This is a genomic window from Streptomyces sp. NPDC004788, from assembly GCF_053601115.1.
On record NZ_JBSGBF010000103.1, the window covers coordinates 1 to 21,259 of the forward strand.

The following is a 21,259-nucleotide window of genomic DNA, read 5'->3' on the forward strand; positions in this document are numbered from 1 at the left end:
CACTCTCGCGCCCCCCGCAACCGGGCAGCGCCGCCCCCCGCCGCGCCGGGTGCGCGGTGGAGGGCGCCGATGGGAAGGCGTAAGCGGTTGCCCGCGCGGCGCCGTCGCCCCGAGTCGGACGGCGCCGTGCGGCTCTCGGGCTGGCTCAGCTGTCGGCCAGGATGTGGGAGAGCTCCGTGTCGAGGTCGAAGTGCCGGTGCTCGGTGCCCGGTGGCACCGCGGCGTCGGTCCGCTTCAGGAACGACTCCAGGGCCCTCGCCGGGGCCTCGAGCAGGGCTTCGCCCTCGGGGGAACTCAGTGCGATGCAGACGACTCCCTGACCGTGGCTTCGGGACGGCCAGACCCGGACGTCGCCCGTGCCGGTGGGCCGGTGCAGCCCCTCGGCGAGAAGGTCGCGGGCGAAGACCCACTCGACCGTCTCCTCGGCTCCGGTGTGGAAGGTGGCGTGCACGGCATACGGATCGGCCGTGTCATACCGCAGGCCCGCGGGTACAGGCAGTGAGGACTCGCTCGACACAACGAGGCGCAGGTGCAGCTCGCAGCTGACCGTGGTGTTCATAAGCGCCAGGGCCTTTCGCTCAGTGTGCGCTCGGGGATTCGCACGTCGGCGAAATCGACATGCCACCTACGGTGCCGTTGTAAACCCCTCTGTCTGTTTTGTGATCGTTCAGGTAGCTCGTTCGGCGGTGTGTAACTTTGGGTAATACCGCCATTTCAGTAGGCCGCGACGGATGGGGCGTTCCGGTAGGTTGGGACTCATGAATGCGGACAGTGACGAGCGGGCGGGGGAGCCCGAGGCGGGCGGGGCGGCCGGCGAGGAGAAGCCGGAGCGCAGCGAGGAAGCGCCGCTGGGGTCCCGGGCCCCCGAGTTCATCAAGGCGCGCCGGACCCTGCACGTGAGCTGGCAGGTCGGCGTCTTCGTCGTCGGACTCGCCGTGGTCGGCGCCGGCATCGTGATGCTGCCGCTGCCCGGCCCCGGCTGGCTGGTGATCTTCGCCGGCATGGCGATCTGGGCCACCGAGTTCGTCTGGGCCCAGCTGGTGCTCCGCTGGACCAAGCGGAAGGTCACCGAGGCCGCCCAGCGCGCCCTCGACCCCAAGGTCCGGCGCCGGAACATCATCCTCACCAGCATCGGCCTGGCGATCGTGGCCGTGCTGGTGGGCGTCTACCTCTGGAAGTTCGGCTTCGTCATGCCGTGGAAGATCGACGAGTGACGAGGTGGTTCGGGAGCCCCGCTGACATGCGGTAATGTTTGCGGTGCGCCCGGGCGATTAGCTCAGTGGGAGAGCGCTTCGTTCACACCGAAGAGGTCACTGGTTCGAACCCAGTATCGCCCACCACCCGGACCGAAGGCCCGGAGACGATCACGTCTCCGGGCCTTCGGCGTTCCCGCCGCCGGGCCGCGGCCGAGGCCGCGACCCGCCCGCGTCAGCGCATCCTCCCCAGCCGCTCCCGCAGCCGGCGGGCGTCGCGCAGCCGCTGCTCGTACGTCGCCCCCACCGCGAGCAGCAGCAGCCCCGCCAGGGCCGGCGGCAGCCAGCGCGGCAGCGCGCCCACCACCTGCACCACGTACGGCGCCAGCTCGTGCAGCCCGTCCAGGGCGAGCACCGCACCGCCGAGCACCAGCAGCGCCTGCAGCCGGAACCGCGCACCGAGCAGCGTCACCGCGAGCGCCGCCAGCCCGAGCAGCAGCGGACGCACCCAGTGCCCGTCCGTCCAGGCCGCGAAGAGACTCGGCACCAGCGTGACCGCCAGCCCCGGCCCGTACGCCGTCCAGGACGAGGCCTCCGCATCGCGGCGGCGCCGCAGCACGCCCACCGCCAGGGCCGGGACGGTCACCGGCAGCGCGTACGCCTCCGGCGCCACGACGCCCCAGACCGCCAGGCGCACCCACGCGGCGAGCACGAACAGCACCACCGCCGTCGCCCCGGCCACCGTGCGCCGCTCCGCCCGCAGCGCCGTCGCCGACGCGATCACGCCGGCCAGGCCGAGCCCGAGCGCGAGCAGCGCGGGCCGCCCCGCGGCCGCACCGAGCCCGAGACCGCACAGCCCCACCGCGGCACCCGTCGCCTCCACCGCCACGGCCACCGGGTGGCGCCGCAGGCGCGCCCCGACCGCCGCCGCCCCCGCCGGCACGGCAAGCAGCACCAGGCCGCTCACCGCCGCGCCCGCATCCCCGGCCGCCGCACCCGCCCCGACGAGACCGGCCACCGCGAGCACCGCCGCGCTCGCCCCGGCCAGGCGCCGCGCCCCGGCCCCGTACACCGCGACCCCGCAGAGCAGCACCGCGAGCACCCCGAGCACCGTGAACGTCGCCACCCGCGTGTCGAGCCCCAGCGCCACCGCCGACAGCCCGGCGGCGAGGCCGCACCCGAGGCCGAGCCACGCCACGACCGCCTCCGGCTCCGCCGTCCGGGAGACGGAAGCTCCGACTCGCGGCCCCCAGCCCGGCCACGGTCCGGACACGCCCTGTGCCGCCGCCCCGGAAGCCTGAGAAGCCGCAGGAGCCGCAGGGGCGTCAGAAGCCGCAGAAGCCGCGGGGGCATCGGACGCCGCAGAAGCCGCAGGGGCCTCGGACGCCTCAGGGGCCTCGGACGCCTCGGGCCCGGTCAGGCCGCGCGCCAGGACCCCCGGGCGCACCGACAGCGTCAGTCCCGTCGCCGTCGCCACGAGCTGGACCGCGAGCGTCGCCCCGTACGGCAGGTCCAGGGACACCGGCAGACCGACCAGCAGCGCCCAGCCCACCGCGACGGCGCCCCAGCGGCCCCACCGGCGCGGCACCGCCGCGAGGGCGCCGGCCGCGAGCAGCAGCACCAGGAGCGAGGTCGCCGGATAACCGGACAGCGCCCGCCCGGCGTGCGCACCCGACCAGACGTCCGTCGTCCGCGCCAGCGGCCCCACCAGACCGACCACGACCGGCGGCAGCGCCCACGCGACGGCCAGACCGAGCGTCCCGGCCCCCGCGAGCGCGAACCCGTTCCGCAGCGCCGGCACCCCCGCGAGCAGCCGCCACGCCGCCCCCGCCAGAAGCACCGCGCACAGCGCGTACCCGGGCATGATCCATGCCTCCGGCGCCACCGCACGCAGCAGACCACCCACCGCCGCGATCCCCGCCAGACCGGCCCCCGTGGCCGAGGCGAGACCCGAACGCGGCCGGCGCACCGCGAGGTACCCGAGCACCCCGGCGCAGGCGAGCAGCAGCGGCGCGCCCCGCAGCGGGGACGAGAGCGAAAGGGCCAGGCCGGTGAGGAACGCCCAGCCGCCCAGACCGGCCGCGCCGGCACCCGCCGTCACCCGCGGCGCGAGCGGCGTCGTGAACAGGACCAGCACCAGGTCGAGCACAGCCGTCACGAGCGCCGCCCACGCCACCGGCAGCACACCGCCACCGGCGGCCAGCACCCCGAGGGGCAGCGGCAGTTGGGCCGCGACCACCGCCGCCGGGACCGGCACCCGCAGCCGCGTCAGGGCCGAGCCGTACCCCGCCCACACTCCGGCCAGGACCGCCGACGCCGCCGCCGTGTACGCCAGACCGCCCGTGTCCGCCAGCGCCACCCGGTGCAGCGCGTACGCGTCGAGGACCGTCAGGACCAGGCCCAGCGCCGCCACCGCCTCCGCCGTCGACGCGAGCCCCCGGCGCAGCAGCAGGGCCGGTGCGCCGAGCGCGCCCGAGGTCACCACCGCGAGCACGGCCGCCCGGCCGCCGATGCCCATCGTCCCCCAGCTGACCAGCGTGAACACCAGCGCCGCGACCGTGAGCAGCACCCCGCCGAGCGTCAGGAGCACGTTCTGCGTGCTGCGCGGCGTCGCCTCCGCACGGGGCGGCACGGCCGCGGGCCAGGGTGTCGCCGACGGGTGCGCCGACCCGAGGGCCGGCACCTGCGAGCCGATCACCCGCAGCAGCCAGTCACGGCGGAGCAACAACTGCGCCCGGCGGGCGTCGAGTCGGGCCAGTTCGCGGTCGACGAGCACCAGCTCTTCCGCGGGAGGCAGGGAGGAATCCATGACCGGAGTGTGGCCCCGGACACACCGCCGGGGAATGCGCGCGGATACTCAGATCCGGCCCTGAGTAGCCCACACTGGCCCCATGGACTGGTGCCACTACCGCTTCCGCACCGTCTGGCGCCTCACGGCCCCGCCCGACGCCGTCTACGCCGTCCTGGAACGCGCCGAGGAGTACCCCCTGTGGTGGCCCCAGGTCCGCGAAGTCGTCCCGCACGACGAGCGCACCGGCACCGCCCGTTTCCGCTCCCTCCTCCCGTACGACCTCCACGTCACCGCCGAGGCCCGGCGCCGCGACCCCGCCGCCGGCGTCCTGGAGATCACGCTCCGCGGCGACCTGGAGGGCTGGGCCCGCTGGACGCTCACCGCCCAGCCCGGCGGCACCGGCACCCGCGTGCTCCACGAGCAGGAGGTCGACGTCAGGAATCCGCTCATGCGCGCCCTCGCCGTCCCCGGCCGGCCGCTGTTCCGCGCCAACCACGCCCTGATGATGCGCGGCGGCCGCCGCGGGCTCGCCGCCCACCTGCGCCGCCCGGCACCGTCGGTTTGAACGAAGGGCGCGAGGGCCTGTATGGTTTCACCCGTTGCCCGGGCGATTAGCTCAGCGGGAGAGCACTTCGTTCACACCGAAGGGGTCACTGGTTCGATCCCAGTATCGCCCACCGGGAGAGGCCGGTCCGTCAGAAGACGGACCGGCCTCAGCTGTTTCTGACCCGGGATCACGCCGCCGTCCGCAGCTCCGGACGCAGCGGCCACGCCGGGTCCACCGTCTCCGGGGTGCCCTGCCGCGCGAACCACGCCTGCAGTCCCCGCGCCTGCGCCGCGTGCCACACGGACTGGAGCGTGTGCAGCTCGGCCGGCGTCAGCCGCTCGAGCCGCGAGGCGAACCGCCGCCCCACCGCCCGTACGACCTCCATCGCCGCCCGCGCGTCCGCCGCCGCGTCGTGCGCGCCGTCGAGCAGTACCTCGTAGTGCTCGCACAGGTCCGCCAGCGTCCGCCGGCCCTTGCGGTACCGGTCCAGGTGCTTGTCCAGGACCCGCGGGTCGAGCACGCACAGCGGCGCGTGCTCCAGATAGCGGCCCAGCGAGGACGCGCGATGGCGACGCAGCTCGCGGTCGAGGATCGTCAGGTCGAACGGCGCGTTCATGACCACCAACGGGCGTCCCGCCGCGCTCTGTTCGGCTATCGCCCGGGCCAGCTCCTCCACCACCGGCGACGGCCACCGCCCGTTCCGCTGGAGGTGATCGTCCGTCAGGCCGTGCACGGCCGTGGCCTCCGGCGGCACCGGTATGCCCGGATTCACCAGCCAGCGCGTCACCCGCGGACGCATGCCCGCCGCGTCCTGGACGACGAGCGCGGCGGACACGATGCGGTCCTGCTCGACGTCCACTCCCGTGGTCTCCGTGTCGAATGCGGCCAGGGGCCCCTCGTACCAGTGCGTCGTCATCCCCGAACTCCTCGCACGTGCGCGGCAGATGGCCATCCCCCTGCCCGAATCGTTGATACCCGGGCTGTTTGCGCCGTACGCGGACCGGTCACAACAGAGGTGACGGGGAAGGACATTGACATGGCGCTCGCCCAGCCGGAATCGGGAGGGCTGCCGTCCCAGCGGGCAGCACCGCTGCGCGGCTCACTCGCCACCACCGCCTGCATGGAGACCCTCCAGGTCGGATACCTCCACGCGGTCGCGGCGGCGGCCGGCTGCTCGCTCTCGCAGCCGTTCCCGGACAACGGCATCGACTGGCACGTCAGCCACAGCGCACCGGACCACACCGTCGACGACGAGGTCACCATCAAGGTGCAGCTGAAATGCACCTACCAGATACCGCCCCGGACGGCGGCGCCCCGGGACGGGCCGGGCTCCTTCTCGTTCACGCTCGACAACGAGCACCTGGTGAAGCTCGCCCGCACCCCGGTCGCCGTCCACAAGATCCTGGTCGTGATGCTCGTGCCCCGGGACCGCGAGGACTGGCTCAGGGCCGACCACGACCGGCTCGACCTGCGGCACTGCTGCTACTGGATCAACCTGGCCGGCCACCCGGTCACGGGACGCCACCGGACCACCGTGCGCATCCCGACGACGCGGATCTTCGACGACCGGGCGCTCTGCGAGATCATGGCGCGGGTCGGCGTGGGAGGGAGACCCTGATGCACCGGCCGATCGACGAACCCGAGAACGGTGCCGGCCACGGCACCGGCCCCGTGCTCCCGCCCGCCCGCCCCGCACCACCACCCTCGTCCCCGCCCTTTCGCCCCCACCCCGCGCCCGGCGAACTCCCCGGGCACTGGACCGGCGTCCCCGCCGCACCGCGCGGGCCCTGGGCCGACGCGGGCGACACCCCCGACCCCGGCCGCGTCGACCCGCGGGTCCTCGGCGCGCTGCTCGCCCGGCACGGCTGGCGGCGCCGCGGCGGCGCCCCCGGCCGCTACAGCCGCTGGAGCCCGCCGGGACCCGAGGCCGGCAGTCGCGGCACCAGCCTCCTCGTCCCGGACAGCCGCGCCTTCCCCGACTGCGAGGACCTGATCGGCGAGGCCCTCACCGCCCTCGCCCGCAGCGCCGCGCCCTCCGCCCGCGAGGTCCTCACCGGCCTCACCGTGCCCAGCGACGAGATCCGCTGGTGGCGCGACGTGCCGCCGGGCCCGGCCGGGACGGTGCCCTGGCCCGTGCAGGAACAGCTCAGATCCGCCGCCCGCGGAGTGCTCCTGGCCGGCGCGCTCGCCGTCCGCGGCCGCGCCGGCTACCACGGCGCCCGGCACCGGCGGCAGGCCCAGGCCTCCCTGGAGTCCGTCGTCGTCGGCGCGGCGCCCGGCGGCCGCGGACTGACCGCCTTCCTGCCGGTCGACCCCGGCCGCGCCGTCTCGGTGCGGCTCTACCACGCCCTGTACGCGGCCCGCGAGGCCGTCGACTACCGGCGCGCCACCGGCGGCATGGAGGCGTTCGACACCGCCGTCGAGGCCGGCGTCAGCCGCGAGCTCACCGACGCGCTCGTCGCGCTCGTGCGCGGTACCGAGGGCGCCAGCATCGCCCTGGAATGGTCCCCGGCCGCCGGCGTCCCCGAGGGCTGCGCGGCCCGCCCCGAGCCCGTCGAGTTCTCGCCCGGTGACCTGCCCGCGCTGCGCGAGGCCGGCGCCCGCTACCGGGCCGGCGAGCCCTCCGTACCCGTACGCATCACCGGCACCGTCGTCCGCATGCGCCGCTCCGGCCCGCGCGGCGAGGGCACCGTACGGCTGCGCGTCCTGGCCGGCGCCGAGGTCGGCCACGTCCGCGTCACCCTCGACGAGGAGGGCTACCGCACCGCCGGCCACGCGCACCTCGTCGGCCTCCCGATCCGGGTCGTCGGCCGGCTCGAGAGCCGCGGCGGCTTCCGGCGCCTGACGGACGCGAGCGAGGTCGTACCGGTGCAGGTGGACGACGCGGAACGGGACCGGCTGATGAAATCGCTCCAGGAGAACCTCGACGTCTTCGAGGAGGCGTGCGGGCCCGCCGAGGACTGAGCGGCGACACGGGCCCCGGGTAGGATCAAGGCTTGCGCGGCACCTCGTCTCTGCCGCGCACCGCCGGCGCCGGCACCTCGTGTCTGCCTGCGCCCCTATGTATGGAGCACCCGTGTCTGAAGTCCGTGTGACCGTCCAGTCCGCCTCCGGGCCAGAGGAGAGGACGGTGAGCGCGGGCACCACGGCCGGCGCCCTGTTCGCCGACGACCGCACCGTCATCGCCGCCCGTGTCGCGGGCGAGCTGAAGGACCTGTCGTACGAGCTCGCCGAGGGCGACGTCGTCGAGGGCGTGGAGATCTCCTCCGAGGACGGCCTCAACATCCTGCGCCACTCCACCGCGCACGTCATGGCCCAGGCCGTGCAGGAGATCTTCCCCGAGGCCAAGCTGGGCATCGGCCCGCCGGTCCGGGACGGCTTCTACTACGACTTCGACGTGGCGAAGCCGTTCACGCCCGAGGATCTCAAGGCCATCGAGAAGAAGATGCAGGAGATCCAGAAGCGCGGGCAGAAGTTCGCCCGCCGCGTCGTCACGGACGAGGCGGCCCGCGAGGAGCTCGCCGACGAGCCGTACAAGCTGGAGCTCATCGGCATCAAGGGCTCGGCCTCGACCGACGACGGCGCGAACGTCGAGGTGGGCGGCGGCGAGCTGACCATCTACGACAACCTGGACGCGAAGACCGGCGAGCTGTGCTGGAAGGACCTCTGCCGAGGCCCGCACCTGCCCACGACCCGGAACATCCCGGCGTTCAAGCTGATGCGCAACGCCGCCGCCTACTGGCGCGGCAGCGAGAAGAACCCGATGCTCCAGCGCATCTACGGCACCGCGTGGCCGTCGAAGGAGGAGCTGAAGGCACACCTCGACTTCCTCGCCGAGGCCGAGAAGCGCGACCACCGCAAGCTCGGCAACGAGCTCGACCTCTTCTCCATCCCGGACGAGATCGGCTCCGGCCTCGCCGTCTTCCACCCCAAGGGCGGCATCATCCGCCGGGTCATGGAGGACTACAGCCGCAAGCGGCACGAGGAAGAGGGCTACGAGTTCGTCTACTCGCCGCACGCCACCAAGGGCGCCCTCTTCGAGAAGAGCGGCCACCTGGACTGGTACGCCGAGGGCATGTACCCCCCCATGCAGCTCGACGGTGGTACGGACTACTACCTCAAGCCCATGAACTGCCCGATGCACAACCTGATCTTCGACGCGCGCGGGCGCAGCTACCGTGAGCTGCCCCTGCGTCTGTTCGAGTTCGGCACCGTGTACCGGTACGAGAAGTCCGGCGTCGTGCACGGCCTGACCCGCGCCCGTGGCTTCACCCAGGACGACGCGCACATCTACTGCACCCGCGAGCAGATGGCCGAGGAGCTCGACCGGACCCTCACCTTCGTGCTCAACCTGCTGCGCGACTACGGTCTGACCGACTTCTACCTGGAGCTGTCCACCAAGGACCCGGAGAAGTTCGTCGGCTCGGACGAGGTCTGGGAGGAGGCCACCTCGGTCCTCCAGCAGGTCGCAGAGAAGCAGGGCCTCCCGCTGACCCCCGACCCGGGCGGCGCCGCGTTCTACGGCCCGAAGATCTCCGTGCAGGCGCGCGACGCCATCGGCCGTACCTGGCAGATGTCGACCGTGCAGCTCGACTTCAACCTGCCGGAGCGCTTCAACCTGGAGTACACCGCGCCGGACGGCTCCCGCCAGCGCCCGGTCATGATCCACCGCGCGCTGTTCGGCTCGATCGAGCGCTTCTTCGCCGTGCTCCTGGAGCACTACGCGGGCGCCATGCCGCCCTGGCTGGCCCCGGTCCAGGCGGTCGGCATCCCGATCGGCGACGCGCACATCGAGTACCTGCAGGAGTTCGCCGCCGAGGCGAAGAAGAAGGGCCTGCGGGTCGAGGTGGACGCCTCCTCGGACCGGATGCAGAAGAAGATCAGGAACCACCAGAAGCTCAAGGTGCCGTTCATGATCATCGTTGGTGACGACGACATGAGCGCCGGCACGGTCTCCTTCCGCTACCGCGACGGTTCGCAGGAGAACGGCATCCCGCGCGAGGACGCGCTGGCGAAGCTCGCCGACGTGGTGGAGCGCCGCGTCCAGGTCTGATGACCTGACGGACTCACGAGCAGGTCAGGAGGCCCCCGGGGATCCCCCCGGGGGCCTCTTCCCGTCCTCCCGCTCGTCCTCCCGCGTGAACACCTGGATCAGCCAGGACGAGAACGAACCCGTCACCGCCCCGAGCAGCGCGAGTCCGCCGACCATCAGGCCCACCGCCACAACGCGGCCCAGCGGGGTCACCGGGGTCACGTCGCCGTAGCCCACCGTCGCGAGGGTGGAGCAGGCCCACCACACCGAGTCGCCGAAGGTGCGGATCGTCGCGCCGGGGGCGCCGTACTCGGCCTGGTAGACGACGAGCGCGCCCGAGAAGCCGATCAGGACCGTCGTCAGGCCCGCGTACGCCATGACGCGGGCGTAGAGGGTCAGCCGGGGCTGGTCGTGGCGACGCTGCATCCGGTCGTAGAGGCGCACCACGCGCAGTGGGCGCAGCAGGGGCAGCAGGAGGACGACGGTGTCGAGGAAGTGCCCGCGCACGAAGCGCCACGGGCCCTGGCCGCTGAGCCGGAGGCGTACGGCGTAGTCGACGACGAAGACGGCCCAGGCGCCGAAGGTGAGCGCCAGGCACAGGTCGCGCCAGATGTCGGGCAGGTCGTGGACCAGGACGCGGACCGCGTACGCGCCGAGGTAGACCAGGGAGGCCACGGCCAGCGGGGTCTCCATGCGCCGGTCCCAGCGTTCCTGTCGCGGAGGTGTCGGCGGACTGTCGCTCATCCGATCAGCATGGCCCGTGCACGGATCTTCCGCCCCGGCGACACGTTCCGAACGGGCGACGCAATATGCTGCACAGCATGACGACTGAGCCGGAGCAGCAGATCGGAGTGGGGACGCAGGACGCGTTCCAGCGCCTGTGGACGCCTCACCGGATGGCGTACATCCAGGGCGAGAACAAGCCGACCGGGCCGGGCGCCGAGGACGGCTGTCCCTTCTGCACGATCCCGGCGAAGTCGGACGAGGACGGTCTGGTGATCGCGCGGGGCGCGAGCGTGTACGCGGTGCTCAACCTGTACCCGTACAACGGCGGGCACCTGATGGTGGTCCCGTACCGGCATGTCGCGGACTACACCGACCTGGACGCGGACGAGACCTCGGAGCTGGCGGAGTTCACCAAGCGGGCGATGGTGGCGCTGCGGGCGGCTTCGGGGGCGCACGGGTTCAACATCGGGATGAACCAGGGCTCGGTGGCGGGTGCCGGGATCGCCGCGCATCTGCACCAGCACGTGGTGCCGCGCTGGGGCGGGGACACGAACTTCATGCCGGTGGTCGGGCACACGAAGGTGCTGCCGCAGCTGCTGGCGGACACGCGGAAGATGCTGGCGGACGCCTGGCCGGCCGGTATCTGATCGGCAGCAGTCTGCGGGATGCGAAATGCGGGATCCGATATCCGAGATATTGGATCCCGCATTTCGCATCCCGCACTTCGTGTCCCCTGCGACGCCTACGCGTCGTAGATGTCCGCCTTCTTCGGGCCCGGATCCTGGATCCCGCCGCTCAGCACCAGCGAGCGGGCGCTGAACTTCTCCGTGTCCACCCCGTGCTCGTCGAGCACCTTGATGGTCGCGGCGTGGACCGCGCGCAGCACTGGCGTGGCGGCGCGGATGGCGTCGTCGGCCATGAAGCGGTGCCGCCAGGGCTGGCCGGCCCAGGCGTGGCGCAGGCCGAAGGGCTCGGGCAGGACGAGCTTGCCGCCGAGGAAGTCGAGGATCGGCGGGAACCAGGTGAGCGGGGCGCGCACGGCCTGACGGACGACGTCGTCGGTGTCGGTCAGCGGCAGTTTGATCTCGCGGGTCTCCCAGAACCTGACGGTCTTGGAGACCTCCTTCGTCTTCGCCTTCGGCTTCGTCGTGAACAGGCCGTGCACCGGGCCGAGGGCGTGGCCGGTGACCTCGACGCGCAGGGTGTGGTGGAGCGAGGTGACCGTCACCATCATGGTGAGGACGAGCTGGCCGTCCCACAGCGTGAACTGGACGCCCAGGTAGTGGCGGTTGCCGCTGCCGAACTGCTGGTCGTTGCAGATGCGCTGTATCTCGTGCGGCTTCACCTGGTAGTGGACGATGTTCTCGCCCTCGGGGCGGGCGACCTCGTCGGCGCCCTCGCCGACGGGGGAGACGATCCAGTGCTTGACGGTGGGCTTGGGGAAGCCGGTCTTGAGCGAGCCGCGTTCGAGCAGGGTGAGCTCGGTGTGGATCTTGCGGACGACGTCCCAGGCGCGGAAGTCGTGGATCTCCTTGCCGTTCTGGGGGAACAGCTCCTCGGCGAGGGTCCAGCTGCCCCAGCGGGTGCCCATGCCCAGTATTCCCTTGGGGCCGGCGTAGAAGACGACGTTGGACTGCTGCTCGGCGGTGAGCTTCTCCAGGTTGACGCGGAGTTCCTCGGCGGTTTTCTCGGTGGGGTCCTTCGGTACGGCCTCGGGGATGGCGGCGCCGACGCCGCCGCCGCTGAGCAGACCGGTCCAGCGGTCGCGCAGGTCGACGGCGGTGGTCTCGCAGATGCGCCGGGCCAGGAACCAGCCGACGACGGGGGCGACGATCATGGCGCGCAGGTAGTTGGGCAGCAGTCCGTCGAAGGGCAGCTTGAGCAGGACGAGCAGGGCGAAGAGGCCGGCGGCGGCGAGCAGGGTGGTGCCGAGGGCGCTGGTGCGCCTGTTCTCGTTCCCGGCGACCGTGCGGCGGAGCTGGATGACGCCGAGCCAGAGCAGCAGTCCCGGCAGGAACAGCACACCGAAGACGACGGTGACCAGGGTCAGTTTGATGTCGCGCTGCTTGCGGATGCGGGTGGCCGCGAGGCAGTGCTCGACGACCGGCTGGGGTTCGGCGCCGAAGGACTGGATGAGCGGTTTGCGGGCGCCGCCGAGCATCCGTACCTGGACGGCGCGGGAGAACGCCTCACCGAGGTCGGGTCGGAACAGCTTGGCCCATTTGCCTTCTTTGACCGTCGTCTTGTGCCACTCGTTGTTGGCTTCCAGGATCGTCTCGACGGGGCTGTCGCGGTACGCGGCGGAGGCGAGGGCAAAGGTCGCCGCCGTCTGTGCGTCCGAGCCCTGCAGGGGGATCTGTGCCCCGGGTCCGAAACTGCCGATCGTCACTGCCGCCCCCATTGCCACGGTTCCTGTGCGGGCTGTTCCCAACCGCCGCGCCCCGCACACCTTCTGAGCTGGGCACCACAGCGTAACCGGGCGACGACGGATGCGTCACGGGCGCGGGCCCGGACGACCGAATGGCCGAATGCCGCCCGCCGGAGGGGAGTTGGGCGGGCGGCATCGGCTGTCGGTCCGTCAGGGTCGGCTCCGCACGCTGCGGTACGGGCCGGATCAGGCGCCCTTTTCCGCCTGTTCGCGGATCTTGTCGGCGAGGTGGGCGGGCATCGGCTCGTGCCGGGCGTACGTACGGTCGAAGCTTCCGGTGCCGTGCGAAACGGAGCGCAGGTCGATCGCGTAGCGCCCGATCTCGATCTCCGGGACCTCGGCGCGCACCAGGGTGCGGCCGGGGCCGACCTGTTCGGTGCCGACGACCCGGCCGCGCCGCCCGGACAGGTCGCTCATCACCGGGCCGACGTAGTCGTCCGGGACGAGCACGGTCACCTCCGCGACGGGTTCCAGGAGGTGGATCGGCACGTCCGCGGCTGCCTCGCGCAGGGCGAGGGCTCCGGCGGTCTGGAAGGCCGCGTCGGAGGAGTCCACCGAGTGCGCCTTGCCGTCGCGCAGGGTGACCCGGATGTCGACCAGCGGGTATCCGGCGGCGACTCCCTTGGCCGCCTGGCTGCGGATGCCCTTCTCGACGGAGGGGATGAACTGGCGCGGGACGGCGCCGCCGACGACCTTGTCGACGAACTCGATGCCGCTGCCCGGCGGCAGCGGTTCGACGTCGATCTCGCAGATGGCGTACTGGCCGTGGCCGCCGGACTGCTTGACGTGCCGGCCGCGGCCGGCGGAGGCGGTGCCGAAGGTCTCGCGCAGCGACACCTTGTGCGGCACGGTGTCGACCTGCACGCCGTACCGGCCGCGCAGTCGCTCCAGGGCCACGTCGGCGTGCGCCTCGCCCAGGCACCAGAGCACCACCTGGTGGGTGTCCTGGTTCTGTTCGAGCCGCATGGTCGGGTCCTCGGCGACGAGCCGGGCGAGGCCCTGCGAGAGCCGGTCCTCGTCGGCCTTGCTGTGCGCCTCGATCGCCAGTGGCAGCAGCGGCTCCGGCATGGACCACGGCTCCATCAGGAGCGGCGCGTCCTTGGAGGAGAGCGTGTCGCCGGTCTCGGCGCGGCCCAGTTTGGCCACGCAGGCGAGGTCGCCGGCCACGGCGTGGGCGAGGGCGCGCTGCTGTTTGCCGAACGGGGAGGTGAGCGCGCCCACCCGTTCGTCGACGTCGTGGTCCTCGTGCCCGCGGTCGGTGAGCCCGTGGCCGGACACGTGCACGGTCTCGTCGGGCCGCAGCGTGCCGGAGAAGACCCGGACCAGCGAGATCCGGCCCACGTACGGGTCGGAGGAGGTCTTCACGACCTCGGCGACCAGCGGCCCGTCCGGGTCGCAGACCACCGCCGGGCGGGACGCGCCCCCGGGCGTGGTGACGGCCGGCGCCTCGCGCTCCAGCGGGGTGGGGAATCCGCCCGTGATGAGTTCGAGGAGCTCGACCGTGCCGAGGCCCTGTTTGCCGCCGTCCGACGCGGGGGCGGCGGCGAGCACCGGGTGGAAGGTGCCGCGTGCGACCGCCTTCTCCAGGTCGTCGACGAGCGTCTTGAGGTCGATGTCCTCGCCGCCGAGATAGCGGTCCATGAGGGTCTCGTCCTCGCTCTCGGCGATGATCCCCTCGATGAGCCGGGCCCGGGACTCGGCGATCAGCGGCCGCTGCGTCTCGTCGGGCGGATCCTCCCGTCGTACGCCCGTGGTGTAGTCGAAGACCCGCTCGGTGAGCAGCCCCACCAGGCCGGTGGCCGGGGCGTGCCCGTCGGCGGCCTCGGCGCCGCGCACGGGCAGGTAGAGCGGGAGCACGGCGTCGGGGTCGTCGCCGCCGAAGAGCGAGGCCAGGATCTCCGTGAGCCGGGTGTAGTCGGTGCGGGCCGTGTCGAGATGGGTGACGACGATCGCCCGGGGCATGCCGACGGCCGCGCACTCCTCCCACACGGCGCGGGTCGAGCCGACGAGCGCGTCGGGCTCCTGGGCCGCCGAGACGACGAAGAGGGCCGCGTCCGCCGCGCGCAGACCGGCCCTCAGCTCCCCGACGAAGTCGGCGTATCCGGGGGTGTCCAGAAGATTGATCTTGCAGCCGTCCCATTCGACGGGGACGAGCGAGAGCTGTACGGAACGCTGCTGGCGGTGCTCGATCTCGTCGTAGTCCGAGACGGTGCCGCCGTCCTCGACGCGCCCGGCCCGGTTGACCGCGCCCGCGGTCTGGGCCAGGGCCTCGACGAGGGTCGTCTTGCCCGATCCGCTGTGGCCGACCAGCACCACGTTCCGTACGGCCGAGGGCTGGTCGGCCGTTGGAGCCCTGCCGGCGGCTCCGGAGTGGGGGTTCGCCTTGTCGCCCATGATGTTCCTCCCGACTGTTCGCACGGTGAGGTGGCGGCGCGGGCGCGGGGAGCGCGAGGACGGCCCGGTGTGGCGCGTGTCGCGTGCGGCTCCGGTGACGCCCGCGGTCGTCCTTCGAGCTTTGCACCGACGTCACGGTGCGTCCATACGTCGTACGCCCGGCGGCCCGGCGGCGGCCGGGCGGCGTTCCTGCGAGCCGTTCCCGGGTGCCGCCGCTCCGGTCGGGGCCCGCGTGGCTACGATGGGCGAGCCGGTGGTCGTAGGGGCCGCGCGGCCCATGAACCTCGGGAAGGCCACAAGGCCATGCTGAACAAGTACGCGCGTGCGTTTTTCACGCGTGTCCTCACACCGTTCGCCGCGTTTCTGCTCCGCCGGGGCGTCAGCCCCGACACCGTCACGCTCATCGGCACCGCCGGGGTGGTGGCCGGCGCGCTGGTCTTCTTCCCGCGCGGAGAGTTCTTCTGGGGCACGATCGTCATCACGCTGTTCGTCTTCTCGGACCTCGTGGACGGCAACATGGCGCGGCAGGCCGGCATCTCCAGCCGCTGGGGCGCCTTCCTCGACTCGACGCTGGACCGGGTCGCCGACGGGGCGATCTTCGGCGGCTTCGCGCTCTGGTACGCGGGCAAGGGCGACGACAACGTCCTGTGCGCCGTGTCGATCTTCTGCCTGGCCGCCGGCCAGGTGGTGTCGTACACCAAGGCGCGCGGCGAGTCGATCGGCCTGCCGGTCGCCGTCAACGGCCTGGTCGAGCGGGCCGAGCGGCTGGTGATCTCGCTGGTCGCGGCCGGTCTCGCCGGTCTGCACACGTTCGGTGTGCCCGGCATCCAGGTGCTTCTGCCCATCGCCCTGTGGATCGTGGCGGTCGGCTCGGCGGTGACCCTCGGACAGCGGGTCGTGACGGTACGCAGGGAAGCGGCGGAGGCGGACGCCGCCGCCCGGGGGAGTGAGGCGACGTCGTGAGCGGCGGCATGCGGGAGAAGCTGACGGACGGTCTTTACGGGCTCGGCTGGGCCACCGTGAAGAAGCTGCCCGAGCCGGTGGCCAAGGGCCTCGGCCGGCGGATCGCCGACACCGCGTGGAAGCGGCGCGGCAAGGGCGTGCTGCGCCTGGAGGCCAACCTCGCGCGGGTCGTGCCGGACCCGACGCCGGCGCGCCTCCAGGAGCTGTCGAAGGCCGGCATGCGCTCGTACATGCGCTACTGGATGGAGTCCTTCCGGCTGCCCACCTGGAGCGGGGAACGGGCGGCGAACAGCTTCGACCCCAAGGACGTCCACCACCTGACCGACGGGCTCGCGGCCGGCAAGGGCGTCATACTCGCGCTGCCGCACATGGCCAACTACGACCTCGCGGGCGTGTGGGTGACCCGGGCGCTCGGCGTGCCCTTCACCACCGTCGCGGAGCGGCTGAAGCCCGAGACGCTGTTCGACCGGTTCGTCGCCTACCGCGAGTCGCTCGGCATGGAGGTCCTGCCGCACACCGGCGGCGCCGCCTTCGGTACCCTGGCACGGCGGCTGCGGGCCGGCGGGCTCGTCTGCCTGGTCGCCGACCGCGACCTGTCCGCCTCCGGCGTCGAGGTGGACTTCTTCGGCGAGAGGGCGCGGATGCCCGCCGGGCCCGCGATGCTCGCCCAGCAGACCGGGGCGCTGCTGCTGCCGGTGACGCTCTGGTACGACGACAGCGACGTCATGCAGGGCCGTGTCCACGCGCCGGTCGAGGTGCCCGAGTCGGGCACGCGCGCCGAGAAGACGTCTGTCATGACACAGGCCCTCGCCGACGCGTTCGCCGGCGGCATCGCGGACCACCCGGAGGACTGGCACATGCTCCAGCGGCTGTGGCTGGCGGACCTGGAGGCGAACCGCTCTTGAGGATCGGCATCGTCTGCCCGTACTCCTGGGACGTGCCGGGCGGCGTCCAGTTCCACATCCGCGACCTCGCGGAGCACCTGATCCGGCTGGGTCACGAGGTCTCCGTCCTCGCGCCCGCCGACGACGACACGCCGCTGCCGCCGTACGTCGTCTCCGCCGGGCGCGCCGTGCCCGTGCCGTACAACGGCTCCGTCGCCCGCCTCAACTTCGGCTTCCTCTCCGCCGCGCGGGTCCGGCGCTGGCTGCACGACGGCACCTTCGACGTCGTCCACATCCACGAGCCGACCTCCCCGTCGCTCGGGCTGCTCACCTGCTGGGCGGCGCAGGGCCCCATCGTGGCCACCTTCCACACCTCCAACCCGCGCTCGCGGGCGATGATCGCCGCCTACCCGATCCTGCAGCCGGCCCTGGAGAAGATCAGCGCGCGGATCGCCGTCAGCGAGTACGCCCGGCGGACCCTGGTCGAGCACCTCGGCGGCGACGCCGTCGTCATCCCCAACGGCGTCGACGTCGACTTCTTCGCCCGCGCCGAGCCGAAGAAGGAGTGGCAGGGGGAGACCCTCGGCTTCATCGGGCGGATCGACGAGCCGCGCAAGGGTCTGCCCGTCCTGATGCGCGCCCTGCCGAAGATCCTGACCGAGCGCCCGGCCACCCGGCTGCTCGTCGCCGGCCGCGGCGACGAGGAGGAGGCCGTCGCCTCCCTGCCCGCCGAGATGCGTTCGCGCGTCGAGTTCCTCGGCATGGTCAGCGACGAGGACAAGGCGCGCCTGCTGCGCAGCGTCGACGTGTACGTCGCTCCCAACACGGGCGGCGAGAGCTTCGGCATCATCCTGGTGGAGGCGCTGTCCGCGGGCGCGCCGGTGCTCGCCGCCGACCTGGACGCCTTCGCCCAGGTCCTCGACCAGGGCGCGGCCGGCGAGCTCTTCGCCAACGAGGACGCCGACGACCTCGCCGACCGCGCGATCCGTCTCCTCGGCGACAAGGCCCGCCGCACCGAACTCGGCGAGCGCGGCTCGGCGCACGTCCGCCGCTTCGACTGGTCCACGGTCGGCTCGGACATCCTCGCGGTGTACGAGACGGTGACGGACGGCGCGGCGTCGGTGGCGACGGACGAACGGACGGGCGGCGGGCTGCGGGCGCGGCTGGGCCTGTAGGGCGGCGCGCCGGGGACGGGCGCGGGGCGGGGGCCGTGGTGGAGTCGACGGGCCGCCGGGCACCGCCCGGTAGCCTGTGCGCCCGTGACCGAAACACTGATCTGGACCGTCGTGGCGCTGATCCTCGTCGGCGTCTATCTGAGCTGGACCGCCGGCCGCCTCGACCGCCTCCACACCCGCATCGACGCGGCCCGCGCCGCGCTCGACGCGCAGTTGCTGCGTCGCGCCTCGGTCACCCAGGAGCTCGCCACGTCGGGGATCCTCGACCCGGCCGCGTCGATCGTGCTGTACGAGGCGGCGCACGCGGCCCGGCAGGCCGAGGAGGACCAGCGGGAGGTCGCGGAGAGCGAGCTCAGCCAGGCGCTGCGGGCGGTGTTCGGGGAGCCGGAGCAGGTGGACGTCCTGCGGCAGGCGCCGGGCGGCGAGGAGGCCGCGGGGGAGCTCGCGGCGGCCGTGCGCCGGGTGCCGATGGCCCGGCGGTTCCACAACGACGCCGTACGGGCCGCGCGGGCGCTGCGCCGGCACCGCACGGTCCGCTGGTTCCGGCTGGCCGGTCACGCCCCGTTCCCCATGGCCTTCGAAATGGACGACGAAGCGCCCGTCGCCCTTGCGGATCGCCCGGCCTGACGGCCCTCCGCCTTCGTAACGAGCCAAAACGAGCCACCGGGTCCGCATTGGCCCTTGATGTGGACCGGCCGTGGCCTGTTTCCTCGCTCTAGTCGTCAACCCCGTTGTCACGAGTGAGGTACCCCGTGTCCACCACGCCTTCCACCAACGTCCAGTCCCCCGAGACCGGCACCGCCCGCGTCAAGCGCGGCATGGCCGAGCAGCTCAAGGGCGGCGTGATCATGGACGTCGTCAACGCCGAGCAGGCGAAGATCGCCGAGGACGCGGGCGCCGTGGCCGTCATGGCCCTGGAGCGGGTCCCGGCCGACATCCGCAAGGACGGCGGCGTGGCCCGCATGTCCGACCCGAACATGATCGAAGAGATCATCGAGGCCGTCTCCATCCCGGTCATGGCCAAGTCCCGCATCGGCCACTTCGTCGAGGCCCAGGTCCTGCAGTCCCTCGGCGTCGACTACATCGACGAGTCCGAGGTCCTCACCCCGGCCGACGAGATCAACCACTCCGACAAGTGGGCCTTCACCACCCCCTTCGTCTGTGGCGCCACCAACCTGGGCGAGGCCCTGCGCCGCATCGCCGAGGGCGCGGCCATGATCCGCTCCAAGGGCGAGGCCGGCACCGGCAACGTCGTCGAGGCCGTCCGCCACCTGCGTCAGATCAAGAACGAGATCGGCCAGCTGCGCGCCCTCGACAACAACGAGCTGTACGCGGCCGCCAAGGAGCTGCGCGCCCCGTACGAGCTCGTCAAGGAGGTCGCCGAGCTCGGCAAGCTCCCGGTCGTGCTGTTCTCCGCCGGTGGCGTCGCCACCCCGGCCGACGCCGCGCTGATGCGCCAGCTCGGCGCCGAGGGCGTCTTCGTCGGCTCCGGCATCTTCAAGTCGGGCGACCCGGCCAAGCGCGCCGCCGCCATCGTGAAGGCCACCACCTTCTTCGACGACCCGAAGGTCATCGCGGACGCCTCCCGCAACCTGGGCGAGGCCATGGTCGGCATCAACTGCGACACCCTGCCCGAGGCCGAGCGCTACGCGAAGCGCGGCTGGTAAGCACCATGAGCCACACTCCCGTCATTGGTGTCCTGGCCCTCCAGGGCGACGTACGGGAGCACCTGATCGCCCTGGCCGCGGCTGACGCCGTGGCCAGGCCGGTCCGGCGCCCCGAGGAGCTCGCCGAGGTCGACGGCCTGGTCATCCCCGGTGGCGAGTCCACCACCATCTCCAAGCTGGCCGTGCTGTTCGGCCTGATGGAGCCGCTGCGTGAGCGGATCGCCGCGGGCATGCCCGTCTACGGCACCTGCGCCGGCCTGATCATGCTCGCCGACAAGATCCTCGACCCGCGCTCGGGCCAGGAGACCTTCGGCGGCATCGACATGATCGTGCGCCGCAACGCCTTCGGGCGGCAGAACGAGTCCTTCGAGGCGGGCGTCACCGTCGCCGGAATAGACACCCCCGTCGAGGGCGTCTTCATCCGTGCGCCGTGGGTGGAGTCCGTCGGCGCCGAGGTCGAGGTGCTCGCCGAGCACGGCGGCCACATCGTCGCCGTGCGGCAGGGCAGGGCCCTCGCCACCTCGTTCCACCCCGAGCTCACCGGCGACCACCGGATCCACGGCCTGTTCGTGGACATGGTGCGCGCCGAGCGCTGATCCGTTCCCGGTAGGATCTCTGGGGTTCGTTCAGAAAATGGTTACGCGAAGGAGACAGGCAGATGTCCGGCCACTCTAAATGGGCTACGACGAAGCACAAGAAGGCCGTGATCGATGCCAAGCGCGGCAAGCTCTTCGCGAAGCTGATCAAGAACATCGAGGTCGCGGCCCGCACCGGCGGTGCCGACCCCGAGGGCAACCCGACGCTCTTCGACGCCATCCAGAAGGCGAAGAAGCAGTCGGTCCCGAACAAGAACATCGACTCCGCGGTCAAGCGCGGCGGTGGTCTCGAGGCCGGCGGCGTCGACTACGCGACGATCATGTACGAGGGCTACGGCCCGAACGGTGTCGCGGTGCTCATCGAGTGCCTCACCGACAACCGCAACCGCGCCGCCTCCGACGTGCGTGTCGCCATGACCCGCAACGGCGGCTCGATGGCCGACCCGGGCTCCGTCTCGTACCTGTTCAACCGCAAGGGCGTCGTCGTGCTGCCCAAGGGCGACCGGACCGAGGACGACGTCCTGGAGGTCGTGCTCGACGCGGGCGCCGAGGAGGTCAACGACCTCGGCGAGAGCTTCGAGGTCATCAGCGAGGCCACCGACCTGGTCGCGGTCCGCACCGCGCTCCAGGAGGCCGGCATCGACTACGACTCGGCCGAGTCCAGCTTCGTCCCGACCATGCAGGTCGAGCTCGACGAGGAGGGCGCGCGCAAGATGTTCAAGCTGATCGACGCCCTCGAGGACAGCGACGACGTGCAGAACGTCTTCGCCAACTTCGACGTCAGCGACGAGGTCATGGAGAAGGTCGACGCCTGATCACGACCTGATCGCGGATTTCCTGCAGCGGGCCGACGGGGACACATC

Annotated in this window: 19 protein-coding genes and 2 tRNA genes; 15 read left to right on the top strand and 6 right to left on the bottom strand. The window is 72.4% G+C overall.

Features of this window, described 5'->3' with window-relative positions; genetic code table 11:
- Positions 1–145 precede the first annotated feature (145 nt).
- Complete coding sequence (locus ACWEJX_RS31620) at positions 146–559, bottom strand: SsgA family sporulation/cell division regulator (protein WP_015032345.1); 414 nt, start codon at positions 557–559, stop codon at positions 146–148.
- Positions 560–758: 199 nt separating this feature from the next.
- Between ACWEJX_RS31620 and ACWEJX_RS31625 the strand changes: the two genes are divergently transcribed.
- Both ACWEJX_RS31625 and ACWEJX_RS31630 read left to right on the top strand, forming a co-directional pair.
- Positions 759–1,214, top strand: coding sequence for a TIGR02611 family protein (locus ACWEJX_RS31625; RefSeq protein WP_451610849.1), 456 nt, complete (start codon positions 759–761; stop codon positions 1,212–1,214).
- Positions 1,215–1,265: 51 nt separating this feature from the next.
- A tRNA-Val gene (locus ACWEJX_RS31630) sits at positions 1,266–1,340 on the top strand.
- Between the two features lie 88 nt (positions 1,341–1,428).
- On the opposite strand, the gene ACWEJX_RS31635 is transcribed toward ACWEJX_RS31630, so the two are convergent.
- A complete protein-coding gene (locus tag ACWEJX_RS31635) occupies positions 1,429–4,002 on the bottom strand; it encodes an SCO7613 C-terminal domain-containing membrane protein (protein ID WP_451610850.1) in 2,574 nt (857 codons plus the stop codon).
- Positions 4,003–4,084: 82 nt separating this feature from the next.
- Here ACWEJX_RS31635 and ACWEJX_RS31640 point away from each other — a divergent pair, with 82 nt between their 5' ends.
- Both ACWEJX_RS31640 and ACWEJX_RS31645 read left to right on the top strand, forming a co-directional pair.
- Positions 4,085–4,549 carry an SRPBCC family protein gene (locus ACWEJX_RS31640; protein WP_451610851.1) on the top strand — a complete coding sequence of 155 codons (465 nt, stop codon included), beginning with the start codon at positions 4,085–4,087 and terminating at the stop codon, positions 4,547–4,549.
- A gap of 40 nt (positions 4,550–4,589) precedes the next feature.
- A tRNA-Val gene (locus tag ACWEJX_RS31645) sits at positions 4,590–4,661 on the top strand.
- Positions 4,662–4,718: 57 nt separating this feature from the next.
- On the opposite strand, the gene ACWEJX_RS31650 is transcribed toward ACWEJX_RS31645, so the two are convergent.
- On the bottom strand, positions 4,719–5,447 hold the full coding sequence (locus ACWEJX_RS31650; protein ID WP_451610852.1) for an exonuclease domain-containing protein: 729 nt from the start codon (positions 5,445–5,447) through the stop codon (positions 4,719–4,721).
- Positions 5,448–5,567: 120 nt separating this feature from the next.
- On the opposite strand from ACWEJX_RS31650, the gene ACWEJX_RS31655 reads away from it, so the two are divergent.
- From ACWEJX_RS31655 to thrS, 3 genes are all read left to right on the top strand, one after another.
- Entirely contained in the window at positions 5,568–6,149 is a 582-nt protein-coding gene (locus ACWEJX_RS31655) for a DUF4365 domain-containing protein (protein WP_451610853.1), read from the top strand.
- Positions 6,149–7,495: a hypothetical protein gene (locus tag ACWEJX_RS31660; RefSeq protein ID WP_451610854.1), complete on the top strand. Its 1,347-nt coding sequence runs from the start codon at positions 6,149–6,151 to the stop codon at positions 7,493–7,495. Before ACWEJX_RS31655 ends, ACWEJX_RS31660 begins: the two co-directional genes overlap by 1 nt.
- Before the next feature lie 112 nt (positions 7,496–7,607).
- Positions 7,608–9,584, top strand: coding sequence for a threonine--tRNA ligase (gene thrS, locus ACWEJX_RS31665; protein WP_451610855.1), 1,977 nt, complete (start codon positions 7,608–7,610; stop codon positions 9,582–9,584).
- 24 nt (positions 9,585–9,608) lie between these two features.
- Here the strand turns inward: thrS and ACWEJX_RS31670 are convergent, their stop codons facing one another.
- A complete protein-coding gene (locus tag ACWEJX_RS31670) occupies positions 9,609–10,307 on the bottom strand; it encodes a potassium channel family protein (RefSeq protein WP_451610856.1) in 699 nt (232 codons plus the stop codon).
- A 65-nt stretch (positions 10,308–10,372) separates the two neighbouring features.
- Here ACWEJX_RS31670 and ACWEJX_RS31675 point away from each other — a divergent pair, with 65 nt between their 5' ends.
- A complete protein-coding gene (locus ACWEJX_RS31675; protein ID WP_451610857.1) occupies positions 10,373–10,936 on the top strand; it encodes an HIT family protein in 564 nt (187 codons plus the stop codon).
- A gap of 95 nt (positions 10,937–11,031) precedes the next feature.
- Here ACWEJX_RS31675 and ACWEJX_RS31680 read toward each other — a convergent pair whose 3' ends face one another.
- Both ACWEJX_RS31680 and ACWEJX_RS31685 read right to left on the bottom strand, forming a co-directional pair.
- Positions 11,032–12,690: a hypothetical protein gene (locus ACWEJX_RS31680; RefSeq protein WP_451610858.1), complete on the bottom strand. Its 1,659-nt coding sequence runs from the start codon at positions 12,688–12,690 to the stop codon at positions 11,032–11,034.
- Between the two features lie 213 nt (positions 12,691–12,903).
- Entirely contained in the window at positions 12,904–15,111 is a 2,208-nt protein-coding gene (locus ACWEJX_RS31685; protein WP_451610859.1) for an elongation factor G-like protein EF-G2, read from the bottom strand.
- 303 nt (positions 15,112–15,414) lie between these two features.
- On the opposite strand from ACWEJX_RS31685, the gene pgsA reads away from it, so the two are divergent.
- The 7 genes from pgsA to ACWEJX_RS31720 all read left to right on the top strand — a co-directional run bounded on the left by pgsA (position 15,415) and on the right by ACWEJX_RS31720 (position 21,211).
- Positions 15,415–16,074, top strand: coding sequence for a phosphatidylinositol phosphate synthase (gene pgsA, locus ACWEJX_RS31690; protein WP_451610860.1), 660 nt, complete (start codon positions 15,415–15,417; stop codon positions 16,072–16,074).
- Positions 16,075–16,082: 8 nt separating this feature from the next.
- Positions 16,083–16,979: a phosphatidylinositol mannoside acyltransferase gene (locus ACWEJX_RS31695; RefSeq protein WP_451610870.1), complete on the top strand. Its 897-nt coding sequence runs from the start codon at positions 16,083–16,085 to the stop codon at positions 16,977–16,979.
- A complete protein-coding gene (locus tag ACWEJX_RS31700; RefSeq protein WP_451610861.1) occupies positions 16,976–18,133 on the top strand; it encodes a glycosyltransferase family 4 protein in 1,158 nt (385 codons plus the stop codon). Before ACWEJX_RS31695 ends, ACWEJX_RS31700 begins: the two co-directional genes overlap by 4 nt.
- A gap of 84 nt (positions 18,134–18,217) precedes the next feature.
- Positions 18,218–18,760: a hypothetical protein gene (locus ACWEJX_RS31705; RefSeq protein WP_451610862.1), complete on the top strand. Its 543-nt coding sequence runs from the start codon at positions 18,218–18,220 to the stop codon at positions 18,758–18,760.
- 125 nt (positions 18,761–18,885) lie between these two features.
- Positions 18,886–19,800, top strand: a complete 915-nt coding sequence (gene pdxS, locus ACWEJX_RS31710; RefSeq protein ID WP_403796817.1) for a pyridoxal 5'-phosphate synthase lyase subunit PdxS — start codon at positions 18,886–18,888, stop codon at positions 19,798–19,800.
- A gap of 5 nt (positions 19,801–19,805) precedes the next feature.
- Positions 19,806–20,396, top strand: coding sequence for a pyridoxal 5'-phosphate synthase glutaminase subunit PdxT (gene pdxT, locus ACWEJX_RS31715; protein WP_451610863.1), 591 nt, complete (start codon positions 19,806–19,808; stop codon positions 20,394–20,396).
- Positions 20,397–20,458: 62 nt separating this feature from the next.
- Complete coding sequence (locus tag ACWEJX_RS31720) at positions 20,459–21,211, top strand: YebC/PmpR family DNA-binding transcriptional regulator (protein ID WP_319009839.1); 753 nt, start codon at positions 20,459–20,461, stop codon at positions 21,209–21,211.
- The last annotated feature ends 48 nt before the right edge of the window (positions 21,212–21,259 follow it).

What these genes read in the sequence shown, in the direction of transcription:
- ACWEJX_RS31620 (WP_015032345.1), bottom strand. Translation starts at nt 559, where the DNA reads ATGAACACCACGGTCAGCTGCGAGCTGCACCTGCGCCTCGTTGTGTCG.
- ACWEJX_RS31625 (WP_451610849.1), top strand. Translation starts at nt 759, where the DNA reads ATGAATGCGGACAGTGACGAGCGGGCGGGGGAGCCCGAGGCGGGCGGG.
- ACWEJX_RS31635 (WP_451610850.1), bottom strand. Translation starts at nt 4,002, where the DNA reads ATGGATTCCTCCCTGCCTCCCGCGGAAGAGCTGGTGCTCGTCGACCGC.
- ACWEJX_RS31640 (WP_451610851.1), top strand. Translation starts at nt 4,085, where the DNA reads ATGGACTGGTGCCACTACCGCTTCCGCACCGTCTGGCGCCTCACGGCC.
- ACWEJX_RS31650 (WP_451610852.1), bottom strand. Translation starts at nt 5,447, where the DNA reads ATGACGACGCACTGGTACGAGGGGCCCCTGGCCGCATTCGACACGGAG.
- ACWEJX_RS31655 (WP_451610853.1), top strand. Translation starts at nt 5,568, where the DNA reads ATGGCGCTCGCCCAGCCGGAATCGGGAGGGCTGCCGTCCCAGCGGGCA.
- ACWEJX_RS31660 (WP_451610854.1), top strand. Translation starts at nt 6,149, where the DNA reads ATGCACCGGCCGATCGACGAACCCGAGAACGGTGCCGGCCACGGCACC.
- ACWEJX_RS31670 (WP_451610856.1), bottom strand. Translation starts at nt 10,307, where the DNA reads ATGAGCGACAGTCCGCCGACACCTCCGCGACAGGAACGCTGGGACCGG.
- ACWEJX_RS31675 (WP_451610857.1), top strand. Translation starts at nt 10,373, where the DNA reads ATGCTGCACAGCATGACGACTGAGCCGGAGCAGCAGATCGGAGTGGGG.
- ACWEJX_RS31680 (WP_451610858.1), bottom strand. Translation starts at nt 12,690, where the DNA reads ATGGGGGCGGCAGTGACGATCGGCAGTTTCGGACCCGGGGCACAGATC.
- ACWEJX_RS31685 (WP_451610859.1), bottom strand. Translation starts at nt 15,111, where the DNA reads ATGGGCGACAAGGCGAACCCCCACTCCGGAGCCGCCGGCAGGGCTCCA.
- pgsA (WP_451610860.1), top strand. Translation starts at nt 15,415, where the DNA reads ATGCTGAACAAGTACGCGCGTGCGTTTTTCACGCGTGTCCTCACACCG.
- ACWEJX_RS31695 (WP_451610870.1), top strand. Translation starts at nt 16,083, where the DNA reads ATGCGGGAGAAGCTGACGGACGGTCTTTACGGGCTCGGCTGGGCCACC.
- pdxT (WP_451610863.1), top strand. Translation starts at nt 19,806, where the DNA reads ATGAGCCACACTCCCGTCATTGGTGTCCTGGCCCTCCAGGGCGACGTA.
- ACWEJX_RS31720 (WP_319009839.1), top strand. Translation starts at nt 20,459, where the DNA reads ATGTCCGGCCACTCTAAATGGGCTACGACGAAGCACAAGAAGGCCGTG.